Genomic DNA, 18,840 nt, shown 5'->3' with positions numbered 1-18,840 from the left:
TCATGCTGGTGTGGACCCGCCGCGGCCGGGCCGTCGTGCTCGCGGTCTTCGCGTTGCTGGTGCTGGTGGTCTTCGCCGCCCCGATCGCCACGGTGGTCGCGGCCGCCCTGGCCGGCCGGTGGTCCGGCGCGCTGCCCTCGCACCTGGGTTTCGCGAACTTCTCGCGCGCACTGTCCGGCGAGCAGGCCGCGAGTCTGCCGGTGAGCCTGCAGACGGCGCTGCTGGCGGGCGCGATCTCGCTGGTGCTGGGCACCTGGGCGGCGCTGTCGGCGCGCGAGGCCCCGCGCTGGTGGCGGCGCATCACCGACGCGGTGTTCCATCTGCCGGTGGCCGTGCCGTCGGTGGCGATCGGGCTGGGCGTGCTGATCGCGTTCAATCAGCGGCCGTTGCTGCTGGGTGGCACGAAATGGATTGTGATCGTGGCGCATTCGGTGCTGGTGCTGGCATATGCGTTCAGCGCGGTGGCCGCGGCGCTGGACCGGCTCGACCCGGCATACCGCCAGGCCGCCGAATCCCTCGGCGCGGGCGGCGCGCGCGTGCTGACGCGAATCACGTTGCCGCTGTTGCTGCCCGCGCTCGGGGCGGCGGCGGGCTTGGCGGTCGCGCTGTCGATGGGTGAGCTGGGCGCCACCATCATGGTCTACCCCGCGACCTGGAAGACGTTGCCGATCACCATCTTCGCCGCGACCGACCGCGGTCAGGTCTTCGATGCGGCCGCGAGCACCACGCTGCTGGTCGCGGTGACGCTGGTGGTGCTGTTGATCCTGGGGCGGGTGCGCGGGCGGGCCGCGCTGCGATGAGAGCCCGGCGTGCCGCGCCAGTCGACCACGCGGCACGCCGGGCGGGGCGCCCCGTTGCGCCCGCCGTCACAGGCGGGCAATGACCTTGTCTACCATCGAATCCGGACGGTCACTGCTCGGGCAAACGACGACGGCCACCGGCCACGTCGATTACGAGATCAGTGTAACCGTCGACAAGTTCGGCAAGGTGATACCAGCGTTTGTGGGTGTTGTCACTGCGCGGACCGTCGCGATCGATGGCCTGATTCGCATCGACCCAGCTGCGGGCCATGCGATCGACCACCGCGCCGAGGCTTTCGGTGTGCAGTGAGGCGCCGTTGCGGTGCTGCGGCATCTCCTGTCCCACCCAGTCGTTGATGTCGTCGACGAGTTCGCTGCGGCGGCAGTCGATCTCGGCGATCATGGCCGGGTCGTGCAGCTGGACGCGCCGGGAGTGCATCTCGGCCAGCGCGTGGGCAGAGCGCAGCAGCGTCTGGTCGTCGAAGCGGCGGCCCTGAAATGCACACAGCAATTGCGGCGCCGTCGGCAGCACGCCAGCTATCGACATGGTCATCGACGCACCCCGAAAACTGTGGACTGCACCACTGTTTGCACCAACATAATCGGTCTCCGGATTCAGTTGTACCGTCATCGGATCGGTGGTTCAGAACTAGGCTAGCTCGGATCATGCTCTTACAGATGCAAGAACGCAAGATTGCGTCCGCCCGCTTTTTGTCAACCTCCGTTACCCCCTACCTGGGCGCGGATCATTCTGAGCGACAGTCGCTTCCGATCGAATAAGCACACTGGACGTCCGGTTTTCCCATGTCGGGAATGCACGCCGCGGGGCTCGCAATTTCGGCCATATCGATCCGCTACCGGAGAATCGCGCGCCGGGGCCGCGACAGAACCATCCGTGGTGAGGTCGCAGGCGGTATGCTCGGACGCCTTATCACCGCAAGCCGGTTGCGGGGGCGCGGCGGCAGGCGAAGGCTGAATTCGAGCGGTGGGCTCCGAATGCGCAAAGGAGATGGCGCGCGATGGCAGGTAAGCGCACTGTGCTGACGGTCCAGCTCAGGCGGCTGGCGGTACTACTGCACGAGATGCGGGAAGAGGCCGAGGTCAGCAAGGAGACGGTCAGCGCCCGCACCGGGATCAACGTCACCACGCTCTACCGGATCGAGACCGCCCAGGCCCGCCCGCAGCGACGCACCCTGATGGCGATGCTCGAGCTGTACGGCGCCACCGAGGAGCGCCGGTCCGATGTGATGAAGCTGCTGCAGGAGGCGCAGAAGCCCGGCATGTCGCGGCCGTTCGAGGCGGCGGTCTCGGAGGTGTACGCCGCGTACATCAACTTCGAGACCGAGGCGCTCTCGGCGCGGCTGTTCCAGACCTCGTTCATTCCGGGCCTGCTGCAGACCGAACGGTATGCGTGGGCGGTGCTGGACACTGCGATGCCGAAGGTCGAATCGTCGGTGATCGAGCAGCGCCTGCGCGCCCGCGTCGAACGCGCGAAGATCCTCGCACGCGCCAACGACCCGCTCGAGCTGTGGGTGGTGCTGGACGAGGCCGCGATCCGGCGGGTGGTCGGCGGTCCCGACGTGATGCGCGAGCAACTCGAGCGCCTCACCGCCGACTGCGAGAAGCGCAACGTGATCCTGCAGGTGCTGCCGTTCGACTCCGGCGCGCATCCGGCGATGGTCGGATCCTTCGTGGTGCTGGACTTCCCGAATCCGGCCGATCCGGAGCTGGTCTACGTCGAGGGCATCGCGGGCGACGATATCGTCGAGGGCCACAACGAGATCCGGCGCTTCGGCGTGATGTTCGACCAGCTGCGCGCCATGGCCCTGAGCCCGCGCGATTCGGCCGCACTGATCGCCGACGCGGCGCACAAGCTGCGCTGAATCAGGCCCTGCTCGCGCGGGTATAACCGACGGCGGCGGGCACGGCGAACACCACCAGCGCACCCAGTGACCAGGCCAGCGTCGCAAGCAGCGGCCCGCGGACCGGGCCACCGAGCGACAGGCCGCGCATCGCATCGATCGCGTACGACATGGGCTGATGCGCCGCGATCGGCTCGGCCCATGCCGGATATGCGGCCAACGGCACGAATCCCGTCGAGAAGAACATCAGCAGCGACGACCCCAGCGAAATCGCCTCCACCAGTGCGGTTCTGGCGGTGAACACCGCGGCCGCGGTCACCAGGGCGGCGAATCCCAGGCCGTACACCATCGGCACCCCCAGCAGCGCGATCGCGGCCGGGATTCCCTGGCGGAAACGGAATCCCAGCGCCACCCCCACCCCGAACAGCACCAGCGTGCAGACCACGATCCGGACCCCCTCGGCCAGAATCCGCGCCAGCAGCCCCGAGGCGCGATGCACCGGCAGCACCCAGAATCGGGCCAGCAGTCCCGCATCCCGTTCGCGCCCGAGGGTGATCGCCCCCGCCACCGACCCGGACATCACCGCCACCAGGGTCACCATCGGCACCGACCCGTAGAGCGCGCTCGCCCCCGAGAAGGCCGAAATCTGACGCCCAAGCACGGTATTGAGCATCACCAGCAGCAGCGCCGGGAGCCCCAGGGACCCCACCACCGTCAACGGGTCACGGCGCCATCGGATCAGCAGCCGCCGGGTCTGAAGAAGAGTCTGCGGCAGCAACTTCCGCCAGGTTTCGGTGGGGCCGGTGACCTCCGGCAGCACCGCGGTCACCGATGCCTCCGCGCGGCGACGACCCCCGAGCCCGCACCGAACGCCACGAGCGCGACCAGCAGCCAGGCGATCCCCGGGCCCAGGGCCGACCAGCTCACCGCGCCCGCGCCGCCCGCGCCGCCCGCGCGATCCCCCGCCAGCACCCGCATCACGTCGACGAACTGCGAGACGGGCTGATTGCGCGCGAAACCCCGGATCCAGCTCGGGAACTGGGCCGCCGGGGCGAATCCGGTGGAGACCATGCCCAGGATCAGCTGGGGCAGTACCAGCGCCTGCGTGGTCGCCTCGGGGCTGCGCGACAGCGCTCCGATCAGATCGCCGGCCAGGCCCAGCATCAAGCCGAGCAGCAGCGTGTAGACGAGGAAACCGACCGTGTCCCACCAGCTTCCATAGAAGCGGAAGCCGATGATGTGACCGCAGACCAGGCCCGCGCACAGCGCGATGACCACCCGGTACAGCGTGGCCGCGATGCGCGCGGCCAACGGCGCGGCGGTGGGCATCGGCATGGCGGCGAATCGTTCGTCGAGTCCGTCACGGCTATCGGTGGCGGCCCGCAGCGCCGCCGTGGTCGCGCAGAACGAGACCGCCTGCATGACGATCATCGGCATCAGGAACTGCGCGTAGCTGCTCATGCCGAAGCCGAAGAGCGTCATCACCCGGTTCAGCGGCACGAAGAATCCGATGGTGAACACGCTCGGCGTGAGCAGCGCGGTCAGCACCTCGCCGTTGCGCAGCGAGGGCCGCACGATGCGCAGCGTCAGCACCCACCACTGCCGGATCGGCAGCACGAGCACTGCGGCAGTGCTCACCCCCGCCTCCGCAAGCTCCGCCGGCTCACCGTCCCCACGGTCGGCAATCGCGGTATGCCCGTCCATCCGTCCACGCTCCGTCCCGCGTCAGCCAACCGGTCGTCTCCATCTCACCAGATGAGGCGGGCGAAGTGACGGATTTGCGGACGTCAATCACCCCAGGGTGCACCGCGACCACCCCCTGCGGGGCCAGCGACCACTACTGGGGATGCTGTCGAATCGCCCGCCGGCCGACCAGATTGGAATCACCGCGACCGCGAGCGAACCCGAACTTAGAAGGGGCCTGTAGCAATGCCGAAGATCATCGACCCTACTGCCGAGATGCACAACATCTCCGCAGCTCCGTCCACATATGACGGCCCCCGCCGCGTGCGGTCCGCGGCCACCACCGAGATCGGAACACTCGATCAGCACAAGCTGGACTGCTGGGCCAACCGCATCGCCAGAATGTTGCTGCGCCGCGGCGCCCACCCCGGCGCGCACATCGCCACGGCCGAGCTGCCGGTGCTGGAGGGCGCGGTGACCCGCTGGGCGATCACCAAGATCGGGGCAATCCCCGTGTCGGCGGCCTCCGGCCCGCTGCGCGACCGAGCGGGCATCGGCGTGACGACCCGGGCCCGGCGGCCCGAGCCGGACACCGTCTCCTGGCTGGTCCTCGATGACCACAGCACCCTCGTCGAGTACCTGACCGGCTCGGACGCCCCGATCACCGACGCCGAACTGGGCGTGACCCGCCAGGCGTGCTGACCGACCCCACCCCAACCACCCGCAACCACGAGCCGAAGGCCCACAGAAATAGATGACCCAGCAGCTCACCGCTTCCGATCCCGGCTTCGAACAGTCCCCGTCAGCCCCGGCTCAGCCGCACGCCACCCACGCCTCGCCGCGCCCGGTGAACGGCGCGCTGCCGCATGCCACCGCCCTGCGGACCCACGCCTGCGACACGTCCGGCTCAGCCGGCGACACCGGCGCCCCGTCCTGCGGCACCGCAGTCCCCAACACTCGCCTGCCACTCGATGCCGCTCCCCTCCCCCCGGGTGCGTTCCCGCTTTCGGCGGCGCAGCGCGGAATCTGGTTCGCCCAGCAATTCGGGGGCGAAACACCGATCTCCATCGCGCAATACGTCGATATCGCGGGACCGGTTGACATCGAGGCGCTTTCGCGCGCCCAGCGCCGGGCCGGGCGGGAATTCGGCACCGGATATCTGCGGCTGATCGACGTCGGCGGGCTGCCCGCGCAAATCATCGACCCCGGCCTCGACGATACGATCCGGACCATCGACCTGCGCGGGGAGGCCGATCCGGAGGCGGCGGCGCACGCCTGGATGCGCGCGGAGTATGCCGCGCCGCTGGATTTGCTGGCCGACCGGCTGGTCGAGGTCGCGATGCTGCGGCTGGCCGACGAGCGCTGGTTCTGGTATGCGCGGCTGCACCACATCGTGCTCGACGGCATGGGCCTGCTGGCGCTGGTGCGGCGCACCACCGAGATCTACGACGCCGAGATCGCCGGCGCGCCGGTCCCGCCCGGCCGGGCCGACGAACTGCGCCGGGTCGTCGAAGATGATGTGGCATACCGCAATTCGCCGCGTCTGAGCACCGATCGCGACTACTGGCGCAATCATCTGCGGGGACTGGCCGCGCCGGTGACACTCGCGGGCCGGACCGCAGCGGTGGACGCGCAGCCGAGTGTGGTCAGCGCCGAATTGCCCGCCGGGACCGCGCGACTGATCGACGACATCGCCGCCGAGCGCGCGTCCAGCACCGCCCCGATCGTGGTGGCTGCCTTCGGCGCCTACCTCGGGGCGATGACCGGATCCGCGGAAATCACTCTCGGACTGCCCATTTCGGGCCGCACCACCGCGACGCTGCGACGGTCGGGCGGCATGGTCGCCAATGTGGTGCCGCTGCGCCTGGGGCTGCGACCGGACCTGACCGTCGGCGAGCTCATCGGGGCGACCCAGGCCGAACTCACCGGGGCGCTGCGCCGCCAGCGCTACCGCCAGGAGGACATCATTCGCGACCTGGGCTGGGCCGCGGACGACATCACCTCCTTCGGCCCGACGGTGAACCTGATCCTGGCCGACACCGCGATCACCCTGGGCGAGGTGACCGGGCGGCTGCACGTGCTGACCTCCGGGCTGATCGACGACCTCTTCGTCAACGTCTATCCGGGCGTGGGAGGGCAGGCCACCCACATCGACTTCCAGGCCAATCCGAACCTGTACGACGAGACCGAATTGGCCGGCCAGCATCGGCGTTTCCTGTCATACCTGTCCCGGTTCGCGGCCGCGGGCGCCGATACCGCGCTGTCGGCCCTGCCGGTGACCGAACCGGACGAGCGTGCCGCGCTCGCCCCCGTCCGCGGGCGCGAAGGTGTTGCGGCACGGCCCCTTCCGGAGCTGCTCGCGGCGGGAGCCGTCGATCCGGACGCGCCCGCGCTGCGCTGTGACGACACCGAGCTGACCTATCGCGAGCTGACCGATTCCGCCCAGTGCCTGGCCCGGCTGCTGATTTCCGCCGGTGCGGGACCCGAACGCATGGTGGCCCTGGCCACCCCGCGGTCGGCGGAATCCGTCCTGGCCTGGTACGCCACCGCCCTGTCGGGCGCGGCCTTCGTGCCGATCGACCCGGGCTATCCCGCCGATCGCATCGAGCACATGATCTCCGACAGCGGTGCCCGGCTGGGCATCACCGTCTCCGGCGTGCGAAATATGCTGCCGGACAACGTGACCTGGCTGGTGCTCGACGATCCCGCCCTGCGCGATCAGCTGGCCGAGCAGGATCCCGGTCCCGTGTCCGACGCCGATCGCCAGAGGCCCATACATCCGGACCACACGGCCTACATCATTTACACCTCGGGCTCGACCGGCCTGCCCAAGGGCGTCACCGTATCTCACCGCGGGCTTGCCGATCTCGTCGCCAGCACCGGTGCTGCGCTGGGCATTGCGGCGGATTCGGTGGTGGCGCACGCGGTCTCGCCGAGCTTCGACATCTCGGTGGAGGAGCTGCTGGTGCCCCTCGCCTCGGGCGGGTGCGTCGCGGTCGTCCCGCCGCGGGCGTATGCGGGAGCCGAACTGGCCGACGTCCTGCGCAGCACCCGGGTCACGCATCTCAACGTCACCCCGGTGGTCGCGGGCTCGCTGGATCCGGCCGGGCTGCCGGACCTGGGCACGCTGGGCGTCGGCGGCGAGGCCGTGCCGCCGGAGCTGGTCGAGGCCTGGCGCGGGCGCACGATCCGGAACGGTTACGGCCCCACCGAAACAACCGTCACCGCGACGTGGTCCGGTCCGCTGACACCGGGCGAACCGGTGACGATCGGGACGCCCGTGCGCGCCGCGAGCGCCGTCGTCCTCGACCCGTGGCTGCGCCCGGTGCCGCCCGGGGTGACCGGCGAGCTCTACCTCGGGGGCACCGGCCTGGCCCGCGGCTATCACGGCCGCGCCGCGCTGACCTCGGAGCGGTTCGTCGCCGATCCGTACACGCCCGGCCGACGCCTCTACCGCACCGGGGATCTCGTCCGGTGGATGCCGCGCGGCGACCGGACGGAGCTGGACTATGTGGGCCGCAGCGACATTCAGGTGAAGATCCGCGGATTCCGGGTCGAGCTCGGCGAGATCGACGCGGCCCTGCGGGCCGCGGGGGCCGAGGCGGCGGTCACCGTCGGCGCCCGGACCCCTTCGGGCGCTACCGCGCTCGTCGCCTATGTCGTCGCGCCGCACAGTGATTCGCACGCCTTGACCGCCGCGCTGATTCGGACGCTGCCCGCGCACATGGTCCCCGCCCGCATCGTGCCGCTCGCTCGGCTACCACTCACGCCCGCGGGCAAGCTCGACCGACGCGCGCTACCCGACCCCGACTTCGGCGCCGTGACCGGTGCCGGGCGGCCGCCGACCACGGACCGGGAGCGGCTGCTGTCCGAGCTGTTCGCCGAGGTGCTGGGCCTGGAGTCGCTCGGCGTCGAGGACAACTTCTTCGCCCTGGGTGGCGACAGCATCATTGCCCTGCAGCTGGTCTCCCGAGCGCGGGCGGCCGGACTCGGATTCGGCGCGCGAGAGGTGTTCGAGTACAAGACGGTCGCGGCCCTCGCCGCGATCGCCACCGATACCGAGACGCCGGCGGTGCCGGAACTGCCCGGCGGCGGGCTGGGTCCGATCGAGCTCACTCCGATCGTGCAGGCCATGCTGGAATCCGGCTCGGCCGAATCCGGCTTCAGCTGGCGACGTTTTGCTCAGGCCGCGCTGATCGGGCTGCCACACGATCTCGATCCCGTCGAGGTGGTCGCCGCCCTGCAGAAGCTCGTGGACCACCACGACATCCTGCGGAGCACGTTGCGCAACGACGGCAAAGGCTGGGAATGGGTTGTCGGCGAACGCGGTTCGATCAATTCGGCAAATCTGCTCGAGGTCGTATCCGGAACAGACCCCGACAACGTCGAGACCGCGCTCCATCGCGCCGCCGACGGCCTCGATCCGACCATCGGTGTCGTTGCGCGTTTCGTGCTGATCGCCGGGTCCATAGACGCGAAGTCCGAGACAGCGCCGCAGTTGTGGCTGGTGCTGCACCACCTGGTGGTCGACGGCGTCTCTTGGCGCATCCTGCTGCCCGATCTCGCCACGGCGGCCGCCGGTGCGGAGCTGCGGCCGGTCGGCACCTCGTTCCGCCGGTGGGCGCACGGCCAGCGCGCCGAGGCGCGGGCGCGAGTCAGCGAAATGCCCTACTGGCGTGAGGTTCTCGCAACGGCCGATGCGTTGCCCGGCACGCTGGACCCGGCGCTGGACGTTGCCGCCACGATGCGGCGAGTACGGACGACCATCGCGCCCGACGTCGCCGCCACGGCATTGGAGGTGATTCCGGACCGGTTCCACTGCGGCCCCGAGGTGGCATTGCTCACCGCTCTGGCTCTCGCGGTAGCGCGCTGGCGCGAGACCACCACCACGTTGCTCACGCTCGAGGGGCACGGCCGCGAGGAGTCGCTGCTGCCCGGCGCCGACATCGCCCGCACCGTCGGGTGGTTCACCAGTGTCCATCCGGTGGCGCTGGACGTGACCGGCATCGATCTCGACGACGCCTACGCGGGTGGCCCGGCCGCCGGGGCCGCGATCGAAGCGGTCAAGGAACAGCTGCGCGCCGTGCCGGACAAGGGCATCGGATTCGGGCTGCTGCGCCAACTGAACCCGGACACCGCCCCGGAGCTCGCGAGTCGTCCCGATCCGCTGCTGAGCTTCAACTATCTCGGCCGCGCCGCAACCGGCGACATGCCCTGGTTGCCACGCCGTTTCGAGGCCACCCAGGACGACCGTGCACCGCTAGCCGCCGCCCTCGACGGGAACGCGCTCATGGGCGACTCCGGCCTCGAGGTGACGTGGGCCTACGCCTCGCGGATCCTGTGTGAAGACGAGGTCGACGCCCTCGCGAAGTTGTGGGCGGGCGCGCTGGATTCCCTTGCCGCACACGCGCTCAGCGACGGCGCCGGGGCGCACACCCCGTCGGATTTCGATCTGGTCCGGCTCACCCGGCCCGAACTGGACCGGTGGGCCCGGGAATATCCCGACCTCGTCGACGTCCGCCCACTCTCACCGCTGCAGCAGGGCATGCTCTTCCACGCCCGCTACGACGCCGCCTCGGAATCGGCGGCCGACGACTACGTCGTGCAGACCCGCCTCGACCTCGGCGGCGGCATCGATTCCGCCCGGCTGCGGGCGGCAGCGCAGGCGCTCGTCGACCGCCACGACATCCTCAGATCCGCCTTCGCCGACGGCGCGGACGGCCCGCGCCAGCTGGTCGTCGCGACCGCCGAACTCCCCTGGCGGGAATTGGATCTCACCGAGCCCGGCGCGGAATCACTCGACCGGGTGGTGGCCCGCGATGCGGCGACCGCCTTCGACACGACCCGCGCGCCGCTGCTGCGCCTCACCCTCCTGCGCACCGCCCACGACACGGTCACAGTGCTGATGACAAACCATCACCTGGTGCTCGACGGCTGGTCGACCCCGGTGCTGGTGCGCGAACTGCTCGCCGGTTACGTGGGCGCCGCGCTGCCACCCGCCGCGTCCTATCGCGGCTACCTGTCCTGGCTGGCCGAGCGGGACGAAGCCGGATCGCTTGCCGCGTGGAGCGATTCGCTCGCGGGCATCGACGCACCGACCCGGGCGCTGCCCGCCGGCGCCGGGCGCGCGCCCGGCGCCGCGGAAACGGTGTCGGTGGATCTGCCCGCCACCGCGGTCGCCGCGCTCGGGGACGCCGTGCGCACCGCCGAGTCGACCGTCAACACGGCGATCCAGGCGGCCTGGGCGCTGGTGCTGGCCATGGTCACCGGCCGCACCGATGTGGTCTTCGGCGGCACCGTGTCCGGGCGGCCGCCGCAGCTGGCCGGCGTTCAGGACATGGTGGGGTTGTTCATCAACACGGTGCCCGTGCGCGTGCGCCTCGACCCCGGCGAACGGGTCGGTGCGCTGCTCACCCGCATGCACGCCGAACAGGCGCGGCTGCTGGACCATCAGCACATCGGCCTGTCCGCGATCCACCGCGCGGTCGGGATGCCCGAATTATTCGACACCCTGGTCGTTTTCGAGTCGTATCCGCTCGATCGTGCGGCCCTCTCACAGGCGTTCGACCTGGCGGGGTTGCGCATCATGGACGTGTCCGGCACCGACGCGACACCGTACCCACTGAATCTCATGGTGCTCCCGCTGCGCGACGATGACGGCGATCGGCTGCGGATCTGCGTGAAATACCTTTCGGGCCACCTGGATACCACGACGGCCCGGTCGCTGCTGGAACGCTTCGTCTCGCTGCTGGGGCAGATCGCCGCGGACCCGCACCGCCGGGTTGCGGCGCTGCAGCACTGCACCGAGTCCGAACGCGCCACCCTGCTGCCGGTTCGCGGTGCCTCGCCCTCCGCCAACGGCGCCCGGCGCCCGGCCCCCGTGGCAGCAATTCCGGATTCCGCTGTGCCGCAGTCGTTGCCGGACATTCTCGCGGCCGGCGCGGCCATCGCCCCGGACGCGATCGCGGTCGCCGCCGACGGCCGCTCCATGACGTACCGCGAGCTCGACGCGTGGTCCAACCGTTTCGCCCGGGTACTGCTGGGCCGCGGCGTGGGGCCGGAGGTCTTCGTCGTCGTCGCGCTCACGCGATCGGTGGAATCGGTGGTCGCGGTGTGGGCGCTGGCGAAGACCGGCGCGGCGTTCCTGCCGCTGGATCCCAGCTATCCGGTCGAGCGCATCGAGCACATTCTCACCGATTCCCGCGCCCCGATCGGCCTGACGGTGTGTGCGGTGGGCGAAACGCTGCCCGGCAGCATCGACTGGCTGCTCCTGGACGACCTCAACACGCTGCGCCACGCACTGACCGTGTCACAGGAGCCGATCACCGATGCCGAACGCGGCCTACCGGTCGCCATGGACCAGACCGCCTACCTGATCTACACCTCCGGCTCCACCGGAAAGCCCAAGGCGGTGCAGGTAACCCATCGCGGCCTGGCGAATCTCGTGGTCGCCCAGCGCGATTCGATGGGCGTCGGGCCCGGAGCCCGGGTCCTGCAGGTCGCCTCGCCGAGTTTCGACGCCTCGGTCTTCGAGCTGCTCGCCGCGCACGCGGCGGGCGCGTGCCTGGTGCTGTCCCCCGCGCAGGTGTACGGGGGCGGCGAGCTCGAGGACCTGCTGCGCGCCGAGCGGGTGACCCATGCGGTGATCACGCCGTCCGTGCTCGCGACCATGGATCCGCACGACCTGGGCGAGCTGGACGTGCTGGCCGTCGCGGGCGAACCGGTCGGCCCCGAGGTCGTCGCCGCCTGGGCGCCGGGACGACGGATGTTGAACCTGTACGGCCCCACCGAATTCAGCATCTGGGCCACGGGCCCCGCGCGGCTCACGCCCGGGAGCCCGATCACGATCGGCACACCGATCCGGGGTGCGCGGGCCGTGGTGCTGGACACCTGGCTGCGTCCCGTCCCGCCCGGCGTCGCCGGGGAGCTGTACCTGGCGGGACCGGCGTTGGCGCGCGGTTACTTCCACCGGTTCGCGCTCACCGCGGAACGTTTCGTCGCCGATCCGTTCGGCGAACCCGGCGCCCGCATGTACCGCACCGGAGACCTGGTGCACTGGGTCGAGGACCGGCGGCCACACGGGACCGGCCTCGCACTGGAATACCTGGGGCGCAGCGACTTCCAGGTGAAGGTGCGCGGCCTGCGCATCGAGCTGGGCGAGATCGACGCGGTGCTGATGCGCGAGCCGGAGGTCGGCTACGCGGCCACCATCGGTGCGCCCGGCCCGGCCGGCGCAACGGTGCTGGTGTCGTATGTCGTTGCCGCCCCGGGACATCGGATCGACGTCGAGGGGCTGCGCGCCCGGGCCGCGGCGGCGTTGCCGGGCCACATGGTGCCCGCCGCGGTCGTGGCGCTGGACGAGGTGCCGCTCACCCCGGTCGGCAAGCTCGACCGCAATGCCCTGCCCGCACCGGATTTCACGGACTCGGAACGCCCGTACCTGGCGCCTCGGACCGAGGCCGAGCGCACCCTCGCCGAGGTGTTCGCCGCGGTGCTCGAGCTCGACCGGATCGGCATCGACCGCTCGTTCTTCGAACTCGGCGGGGACTCGCTCAGCGCCACCAGGGTGGTCGCCCGGGCGAATTCGACCCTGGGCACGGCGATCACACTGCGTGATCTGTTCGAGGCGCCGACCGTGGCGCTGCTGGCGGCGCGGCTCGAACCGGCATCGACGCGGGCCATCGCCCTGACCCCGCGCCCACGCCCGGATCGTATTCCGCTCGCACCGGCGCAGCAGCGCATGTGGGTGCTCAATCGGCTCGATACCGCCTCGGACGCCTACAACATTGTTGCCGCGCTGCGGATCACCGGCGACCTCGACGTCGTCGCGCTGCGAGCGGCCGTCGGCGATGTGGTTGCGCGGCACGAGATCCTGCGCACGATGTACCCGGACGACGAGCAGGGGCCGCGTCAGGTGGTGCTGGATGCCGAGGGATCGACGCCGCCCGTCCGGATCACACCCGCCGAAACGGGGGTGGCGCTGGGGGATCTGATCTCCGAGACGGCGTCCGGCGGATTCGATCTGACCACCGAGATACCGCTGCGGATCGCGCTGTTCCGGCTGGCGTCCGGCGTCCACATGGTGGTCCTGGTCGTGCATCACATCGCCGCCGACGGAACGTCGATGGCGCCGCTGGCCGCCGACCTGGTGACCGCCTACGCCGCACGCGCACACGGCGGCACCACCGAGACGGCCCTTCCCGCGCTTCCGGTGCAGTATGCCGACTACGCGCTGTGGCATCGCGATGCACTCGGCGCGGAATCCGATCCGGAATCCCTGGTGGCCAGGCAGATTCGCTTCTGGCACGAGCGACTGAGCGCGGCTCCCGCCGTGCTCGACCTGCCGATGGACCGGCCCCGCCCCGCACGGCAGTCCTTTCGCAGCGCGGAACTGGAATTCCTCATCGATCCCGAGCTGCACACCGGGCTCCTCGACCTCGCCGCCGCGACGGGCGCGAGCCTGTTCATGGTGCTGCACGCCGCACTGGCCACGCTCCTGGCCCGTCTCTCGGGCACGGATGATGTGGTCATCGGCACCGTCGTCGCGGGGCGCGGCGACCCGGAGCTCGACGGCCTGGTCGGTATGTTCGTCAACACCCTCGCACTGCGCACCACCATCGATCCGAATTCTGGTTTCGCACAGCTGGTTTCCGAGGTCCGCGAGGGCGACCTGGATGCCTTCGCCCACGCGGACGTGCCGTTCGAACGCCTGGTGCAGGTGCTGGACCCACCGCGGTCGGCCGCACACCATCCGATGTTCCAGGTCATGCTGTCGCTGCAGAACTTCACCGAACCGGCGCTGGAGCTGCCGGGGCTGCGGGTCGAGCCGGAGCCGTTCGAGCGCGCGGCCGCGCAGTTCGACCTGAGTTTCGATCTGCGCGAACGCCTCTCGGGCACAACACCCGCGGGCATTCACGCCACGCTGACCTACGCCACCGATCTCTTCGACCCGGATTCCGCGGCCGACCTCGCGACCCGCCTGCGGCGCCTGCTCGATGCGGCACTGGCCACCCCCGATCGGCCCGTCGCCGAGCTCGATGTGCTCGCGGAATCCGAGTGGGCGGCACTGGTTCCCGTGCGCGGCATGCCGACCACTGCCCCGGCACGCCGCGAGATCACGCTCGCCGAACTGTTCGAGGCGACCGCGGCGTCCCATCCCGACCGCCCGGCGATCGTCTCCGGCGACCGCACCCTCACCTACCGGGAGCTGGACCGCAGCTCCGCGAACCTGGCCCGGGAATTCGTCCGGGCCGGTGCGGGACCGGAAACCATCATCGCCCTGGCACTCCCGCGCGGCATCGAACTGCTGACCGCCGTCTGGGCGGCCGCCAGGTCCGGAGCCGCCTTCGTGCCGGTCGACCCGAACTATCCGCGCGAGCGCATCGACCAGATGCTGACCGACTCGGGGGCGGCGCTCGGAGTCACGACCCACGCTTTTCGAAACCGGCTGCCGGACACCACATCCTGGATGGTCCCGAACGAATCCGCAGCGCCCGGAACCGAGGTGGCCACCGACGCCACCGCCGTCCACCCGGACAATCCGGCATGGGTCATTTACACCTCGGGCTCGACCGGACGTCCCAAGGGCGTCGTCGTCACCCATCGTGGCATCGGCGATCTCGTTGCGGCACTGTCTGATCGGCTGAGCCTGGACCGCATCTCACGGGTGCTGCTCGCCGCCTCGCCCAGCTTCGACGCCTCGGTGTTCGAGGCGCTGATGGCGTTCGCGGCCGGCGCGGTCGCCGTGGTCGCGCCGCCGGAGGTCTACGGCGGGTCCCCCCTGACCGATCTCATCACCGCCGAGCGCGTCACCCATGCCGCCCTGACGCCCTCGGTCCTGGGCACGATGGACCCCGCGGCCGTGCCGAGTCTGCGCAGGCTCGGCACCGGCGGCGAGGCCCCCGGGGTCGAACTCGTGCGAGCCTGGGCTCCCGGGCGCACGATGACCAATGTCTACGGCCCGACCGAATTCACCACCTGGGCAACGAGTTCGCCGTTGGTCCCGGGCGAGCCGATCACCATCGGCGGTCCCCGCGACGGCACCGCGACGCTGGTCCTGGATGCACGCCTGCGCCCGGTTCCCCCGGGCGTCGCGGGCGAGCTCTATCTCGGCGGATCCGGCCTGGCCCGGGGATACCACCGCCGCCCGGACCTGACCGCGGCCCGCTTCGTGCCCGATCCGTACGGGGCGCCCGGCGATCGCCTGTACCGCACCGGAGACCTGGTGCGGTGGACCGGAAGTCCGGATACACCCCGGCTGGAATACCTGGGACGCACCGATTTCCAGGTGAAGGTGCGCGGCCAGCGCATCGAACTGGGCGAGGTCGACGCGGCCCTGTCGCGTTTTCCGGGCGTCGGCCAGGCCGTCACCATCGGCATCCGCGCACCCGGTGGAACGACCTCCCTCGCGGCGTACGTGACGCCCGCTCGCGGCGCCGACAGTACGGAACACGCCATCTCCACGCTGGACGCGGATGCGCTGCGCACGCATGCCGAGAGCGTCCTGCCTGCCTCGGCGGTCCCCTCCGCATTCGTCATCCTGGATCGACTGCCGGTGAACGCGGTCGGCAAGCTCGACCGCGCGGCCCTGCCGGAACCGGAATTCGCTGATGCGGCAACCGAATACCAGGCCCCGGCGACCCCCGCCGAGCACCTGCTCTGCGAGATCGTGGCCGACCTGCTCGGCCGCGACAGGGTCGGGGTCCGGGATTCGTTCTTCGCGCTGGGTGGTGACAGCATTGCCGCGGTCCATCTGGTGTCCCGGGCACGGGAGCGGGGCCTGGCCCTGACCCCGCTGCAGGTCTTCGAGCACCGCACGGTCGCCGCGCTGGCCGCCGCCGCGGATTCGCCCGGCGCCACGGCCGCACCGGATCTCACGGCCGCCGCCCTGGGGCTGGAGGTGGTGCTGCCGATTCGCACGACTGGCGAACGCCCGGCGTTGTTCTGCATCCATCCCGCCTCCGGAATCGCCTGGCCCTACCTGGGTCTCGCGGAACTGCTGCGCCCCGGACGGCCCGTCTACGGCCTGCAGGCGCCCGAGCTGAGCGGGCAGGCGGCCCCGGCGAGCGTGGACGAGCTCGCCGACCGCTATCTGCGCGAGATCCGGCGGATCCAGCCCGAGGGGCCGTACCACCTGCTGGGCTGGTCACTGGGCGGCGTCATCGCCCACGCCCTCGCGGCCCGATTGGAAAGCGAGGGCGACGCAGTGGGTCTGGTGGCCCTGCTCGACTCCGATACCGCGGATCTCGGGGACGAGGCGGTCGAGCAATTCGGCGTCGGCGCGCTCGTGAACACCTTCGGCGCGCCGTTCGGCCTGCCCGCGATGCCGCCCGAGGCGAGCGCCGAGGAGGTGGCGCGGCTGCTGGCCGAGCGGTTCGGCACCGCGGTGCTCGATGCACTGACGCTGGAGCGAATCACCGCCTCCTACAACGCATCGGCTCGCATGCGCCGCGGCTATCGCCGCCCGGTATTCGGCGGTGACCTGCTGTATTTCACCGCGACCGTGGGTCGATCGGACCTGACCGGCCCCGAGGGCTGGCGCCCCTACGTGCGCGGCGCCATCGCCGCCCACGACATCGACGCGGCCCACGACGCGATGACCGCGCCACACGTATTACCCCGAATTGCCCGAGTAGTGGACGAGTACCTGGAGGCACCGTAGTGAATTCCGTTGACGGAGTGGTCGTAGAGGGAGTGGCGAAGTCCTTCGGCGCGGTGAACGCGCTGCGCGGCATCGACTTCCGGGCAGCGCCGGGCGAGGTGCTGGGCATCCTCGGTCCCAACGGCGCGGGCAAGACGACCATCGTGAACATCCTGTCCACCCTGATCGCGCCCGACCGCGGCCGGGCGACGGTGGCCGGGCACGATGTCGTCGCCGACCCGGCCGCCGTGCGCCGGTGCATCATGCTGACGGGCCAATTCGCCGCGCTCGACGAGATGCTCACCGGCCTGGAGAATCTCGTGCTGTTCGGCCGCCTGATGGGTCTGCGCAAGCGCGAGGCCCGCGCCCGCGCCGACGAGCTGATCGCCGAATTCGGGCTGGAGGCCGCGGCCCGCCGCCGGGTCGGCACGTATTCGGGCGGGATGCGCCGCCGCATCGACATAGCCTGCGGCCTGGTGGTGCGACCCCGGGTGGTCTTCCTGGACGAGCCCACCACGGGCCTGGATCCCCGCAGCCGGCAGGGGGTGTGGGAACTGGTCTCGGAATTCCGCGCGCACCACATCACCACGCTGCTCACCACGCAATATCTCGAGGAGGCCGACGCGCTGTGTGATCGGATCATCGTCGTCGACCACGGCAGGGTCATCGCCGAGGGCACCCCCGACGAGCTGAAATCCCGGACGGGCGGCAGCTACTGCGAGGTGGTGCCGCTGAACGCGCAGGACCTGCCGGCGATGGCCCGGCTCCTGGGCGACCTGATCCCGAATCACTGTGCGCTGCTGCCCACCGCGGGTCGCATCTCGATACCCGCGCCCGACGGCGCCCGAACGCTGACCCGGGTACTGCACCGGCTGGCAGGCTCCGAGATCGAGCTGCTGGACATCGCGCTGCGCCGCCCCTCGCTCGACGAGGTCTTCCTGCGCCTCACCGCGGCCACCGCGAACACCCGGCCGGCCTCGGTCCGCGACGCCGCCGAGGTGCCCGCATGACTACCGCCACAACGGTTCTCGACCACCGGAGAACCGCCGACCAGACCACGCCCAGGCATACGACCGCGACGACGCTGCGGCAATGGTGGGTGCTCACCGCGCGCCTGGTCGTGCCCGCCCTGTGGTCGGGCGAGGTCTTGGGTTCGGTGTTCGCGCCCGCCGCGTTCACCGCCGGGTTCTATGTGCCGCTCAACCGCGTGATGTCCTTCGCCGGTATGGGATTCAGCAGCTACGCGCAATTCGTCATGCCGCTGGTGATCCTGCAGGGCGCGCAGTTCACCGCGATCTCCGCGGCCTTCCGCTCGGCCACCGACGCGGTGTCCGGCCTGGACCGGCGCTTCGGGGCGATGCCGATCGCGCCGCTGGTCCCGCTCGGATCGCGCATGTCCGGCAACATCGTCCGGCTGCTCATCGCCGAGACCGCGGCGGTCGCCTGCGGTTACCTCATCGGATTCCGCTTTCGCCTCGACGCCGCCCACACCGTCGGATTCCTGCTGCTGTCACTGGCACTCGGGATCATGCTGACCCTGGGCGCGGACGCGATCGGCACCGCCGCCGGCAGTCCGGAGGCGACCACCCAGGCCCTGGTGCTGCCGCCGTTGATCTTCGGCATGCTCTCCACGGGGCTGGCCCCGGCATACCAGTTCCCGCACTGGATTCAGCCCTTCGTGCGGAATCAACCGGTCTCGCAGTTCGCCGTCGCGCTGCGCGCCCTCGCCGGGGACACCGGCGGCAATGCGGGCACGATCAGCTGGTCACTGCTGGCCCCCACCCTCGGATGGCTGATGGCCGGTCTGGCGCTGGGCGCGTATTTCGCTGTGCGGCTGAATAGTCGGAGGGCGTGA

At 70.7% G+C, this 18,840-nt stretch carries 9 protein-coding genes; 6 read left to right on the top strand and 3 right to left on the bottom strand.

What is annotated here, in order from left to right; genetic code table 11:
- The first annotated feature begins 2 nt into the window (after positions 1 to 2).
- On the top strand, positions 3 to 800 hold the full coding sequence (locus ABH933_RS01815) for an ABC transporter permease (RefSeq protein ID WP_429414381.1): 798 nt from the start codon (positions 3 to 5) through the stop codon (positions 798 to 800).
- Between the two features lie 109 nt (positions 801 to 909).
- Here the strand turns inward: ABH933_RS01815 and ABH933_RS01810 are convergent, their stop codons facing one another.
- On the bottom strand, positions 910 to 1,269 hold the full coding sequence (locus ABH933_RS01810) for a DUF4254 domain-containing protein (protein WP_215918955.1): 360 nt from the start codon (positions 1,267 to 1,269) through the stop codon (positions 910 to 912).
- A 550-nt stretch (positions 1,270 to 1,819) separates the two neighbouring features.
- Between ABH933_RS01810 and ABH933_RS01805 the strand changes: the two genes are divergently transcribed.
- On the top strand, positions 1,820 to 2,683 hold the full coding sequence (locus tag ABH933_RS01805; protein WP_429414378.1) for a helix-turn-helix domain-containing protein: 864 nt from the start codon (positions 1,820 to 1,822) through the stop codon (positions 2,681 to 2,683).
- A gap of 1 nt (position 2,684) precedes the next feature.
- On the opposite strand, the gene ABH933_RS01800 is transcribed toward ABH933_RS01805, so the two are convergent.
- Positions 2,685 to 3,491 (bottom strand): ABC transporter permease, encoded by an 807-nt coding sequence (locus tag ABH933_RS01800; RefSeq protein ID WP_429414376.1) that lies wholly within the window; start codon positions 3,489 to 3,491, stop codon positions 2,685 to 2,687.
- Positions 3,488 to 4,300: an ABC transporter permease gene (locus ABH933_RS01795; RefSeq protein WP_429414373.1), complete on the bottom strand. Its 813-nt coding sequence runs from the start codon at positions 4,298 to 4,300 to the stop codon at positions 3,488 to 3,490. The genes ABH933_RS01800 and ABH933_RS01795 overlap by 4 nt, the downstream gene beginning before the upstream one ends.
- Positions 4,301 to 4,591: 291 nt before the next feature.
- Between ABH933_RS01795 and ABH933_RS01790 the strand changes: the two genes are divergently transcribed.
- Genes ABH933_RS01790 through ABH933_RS01775 form a run of 4 tightly spaced genes read left to right on the top strand, consistent with a single transcriptional unit; the run spans position 4,592 to position 18,840 of the window.
- Positions 4,592 to 5,047 carry an AMP-binding protein gene (locus tag ABH933_RS01790; RefSeq protein ID WP_429414370.1) on the top strand — a complete coding sequence of 152 codons (456 nt, stop codon included), beginning with the start codon at positions 4,592 to 4,594 and terminating at the stop codon, positions 5,045 to 5,047.
- Between the two features lie 52 nt (positions 5,048 to 5,099).
- A complete protein-coding gene (locus ABH933_RS01785; protein WP_429414367.1) occupies positions 5,100 to 17,006 on the top strand; it encodes an amino acid adenylation domain-containing protein in 11,907 nt (3,968 codons plus the stop codon).
- Positions 17,006 to 17,995 carry an ATP-binding cassette domain-containing protein gene (locus tag ABH933_RS01780; RefSeq protein ID WP_429414364.1) on the top strand — a complete coding sequence of 330 codons (990 nt, stop codon included), beginning with the start codon at positions 17,006 to 17,008 and terminating at the stop codon, positions 17,993 to 17,995. The genes ABH933_RS01785 and ABH933_RS01780 overlap by 1 nt, the downstream gene beginning before the upstream one ends.
- A complete protein-coding gene (locus tag ABH933_RS01775; RefSeq protein ID WP_429414361.1) occupies positions 17,992 to 18,840 on the top strand; it encodes an antibiotic transporter in 849 nt (282 codons plus the stop codon). Before ABH933_RS01780 ends, ABH933_RS01775 begins: the two co-directional genes overlap by 4 nt.

The organism is Nocardia sp. GP40 (genome assembly GCF_050434125.1).
Taxonomy (GTDB): Bacteria; Actinomycetota; Actinomycetes; order Mycobacteriales; family Mycobacteriaceae; genus Nocardia; species Nocardia albiluteola.
Note: the sequence above shows the minus strand (reverse complement) of the source record. Positions and strands in the feature narration are given on the sequence as shown.

Coding starts and splice junctions, on each gene's coding strand:
- ABH933_RS01785 (WP_429414367.1), top strand. CDS start 5,100: ATGACCCAGCAGCTCACCGCTTCCGATCCCGGCTTCGAACAGTCCCCG.
- ABH933_RS01815 (WP_429414381.1), top strand. CDS start 3: ATGCTGGTGTGGACCCGCCGCGGCCGGGCCGTCGTGCTCGCGGTCTTC.
- ABH933_RS01775 (WP_429414361.1), top strand. CDS start 17,992: ATGACTACCGCCACAACGGTTCTCGACCACCGGAGAACCGCCGACCAG.
- ABH933_RS01790 (WP_429414370.1), top strand. CDS start 4,592: ATGCCGAAGATCATCGACCCTACTGCCGAGATGCACAACATCTCCGCA.
- ABH933_RS01805 (WP_429414378.1), top strand. CDS start 1,820: ATGGCAGGTAAGCGCACTGTGCTGACGGTCCAGCTCAGGCGGCTGGCG.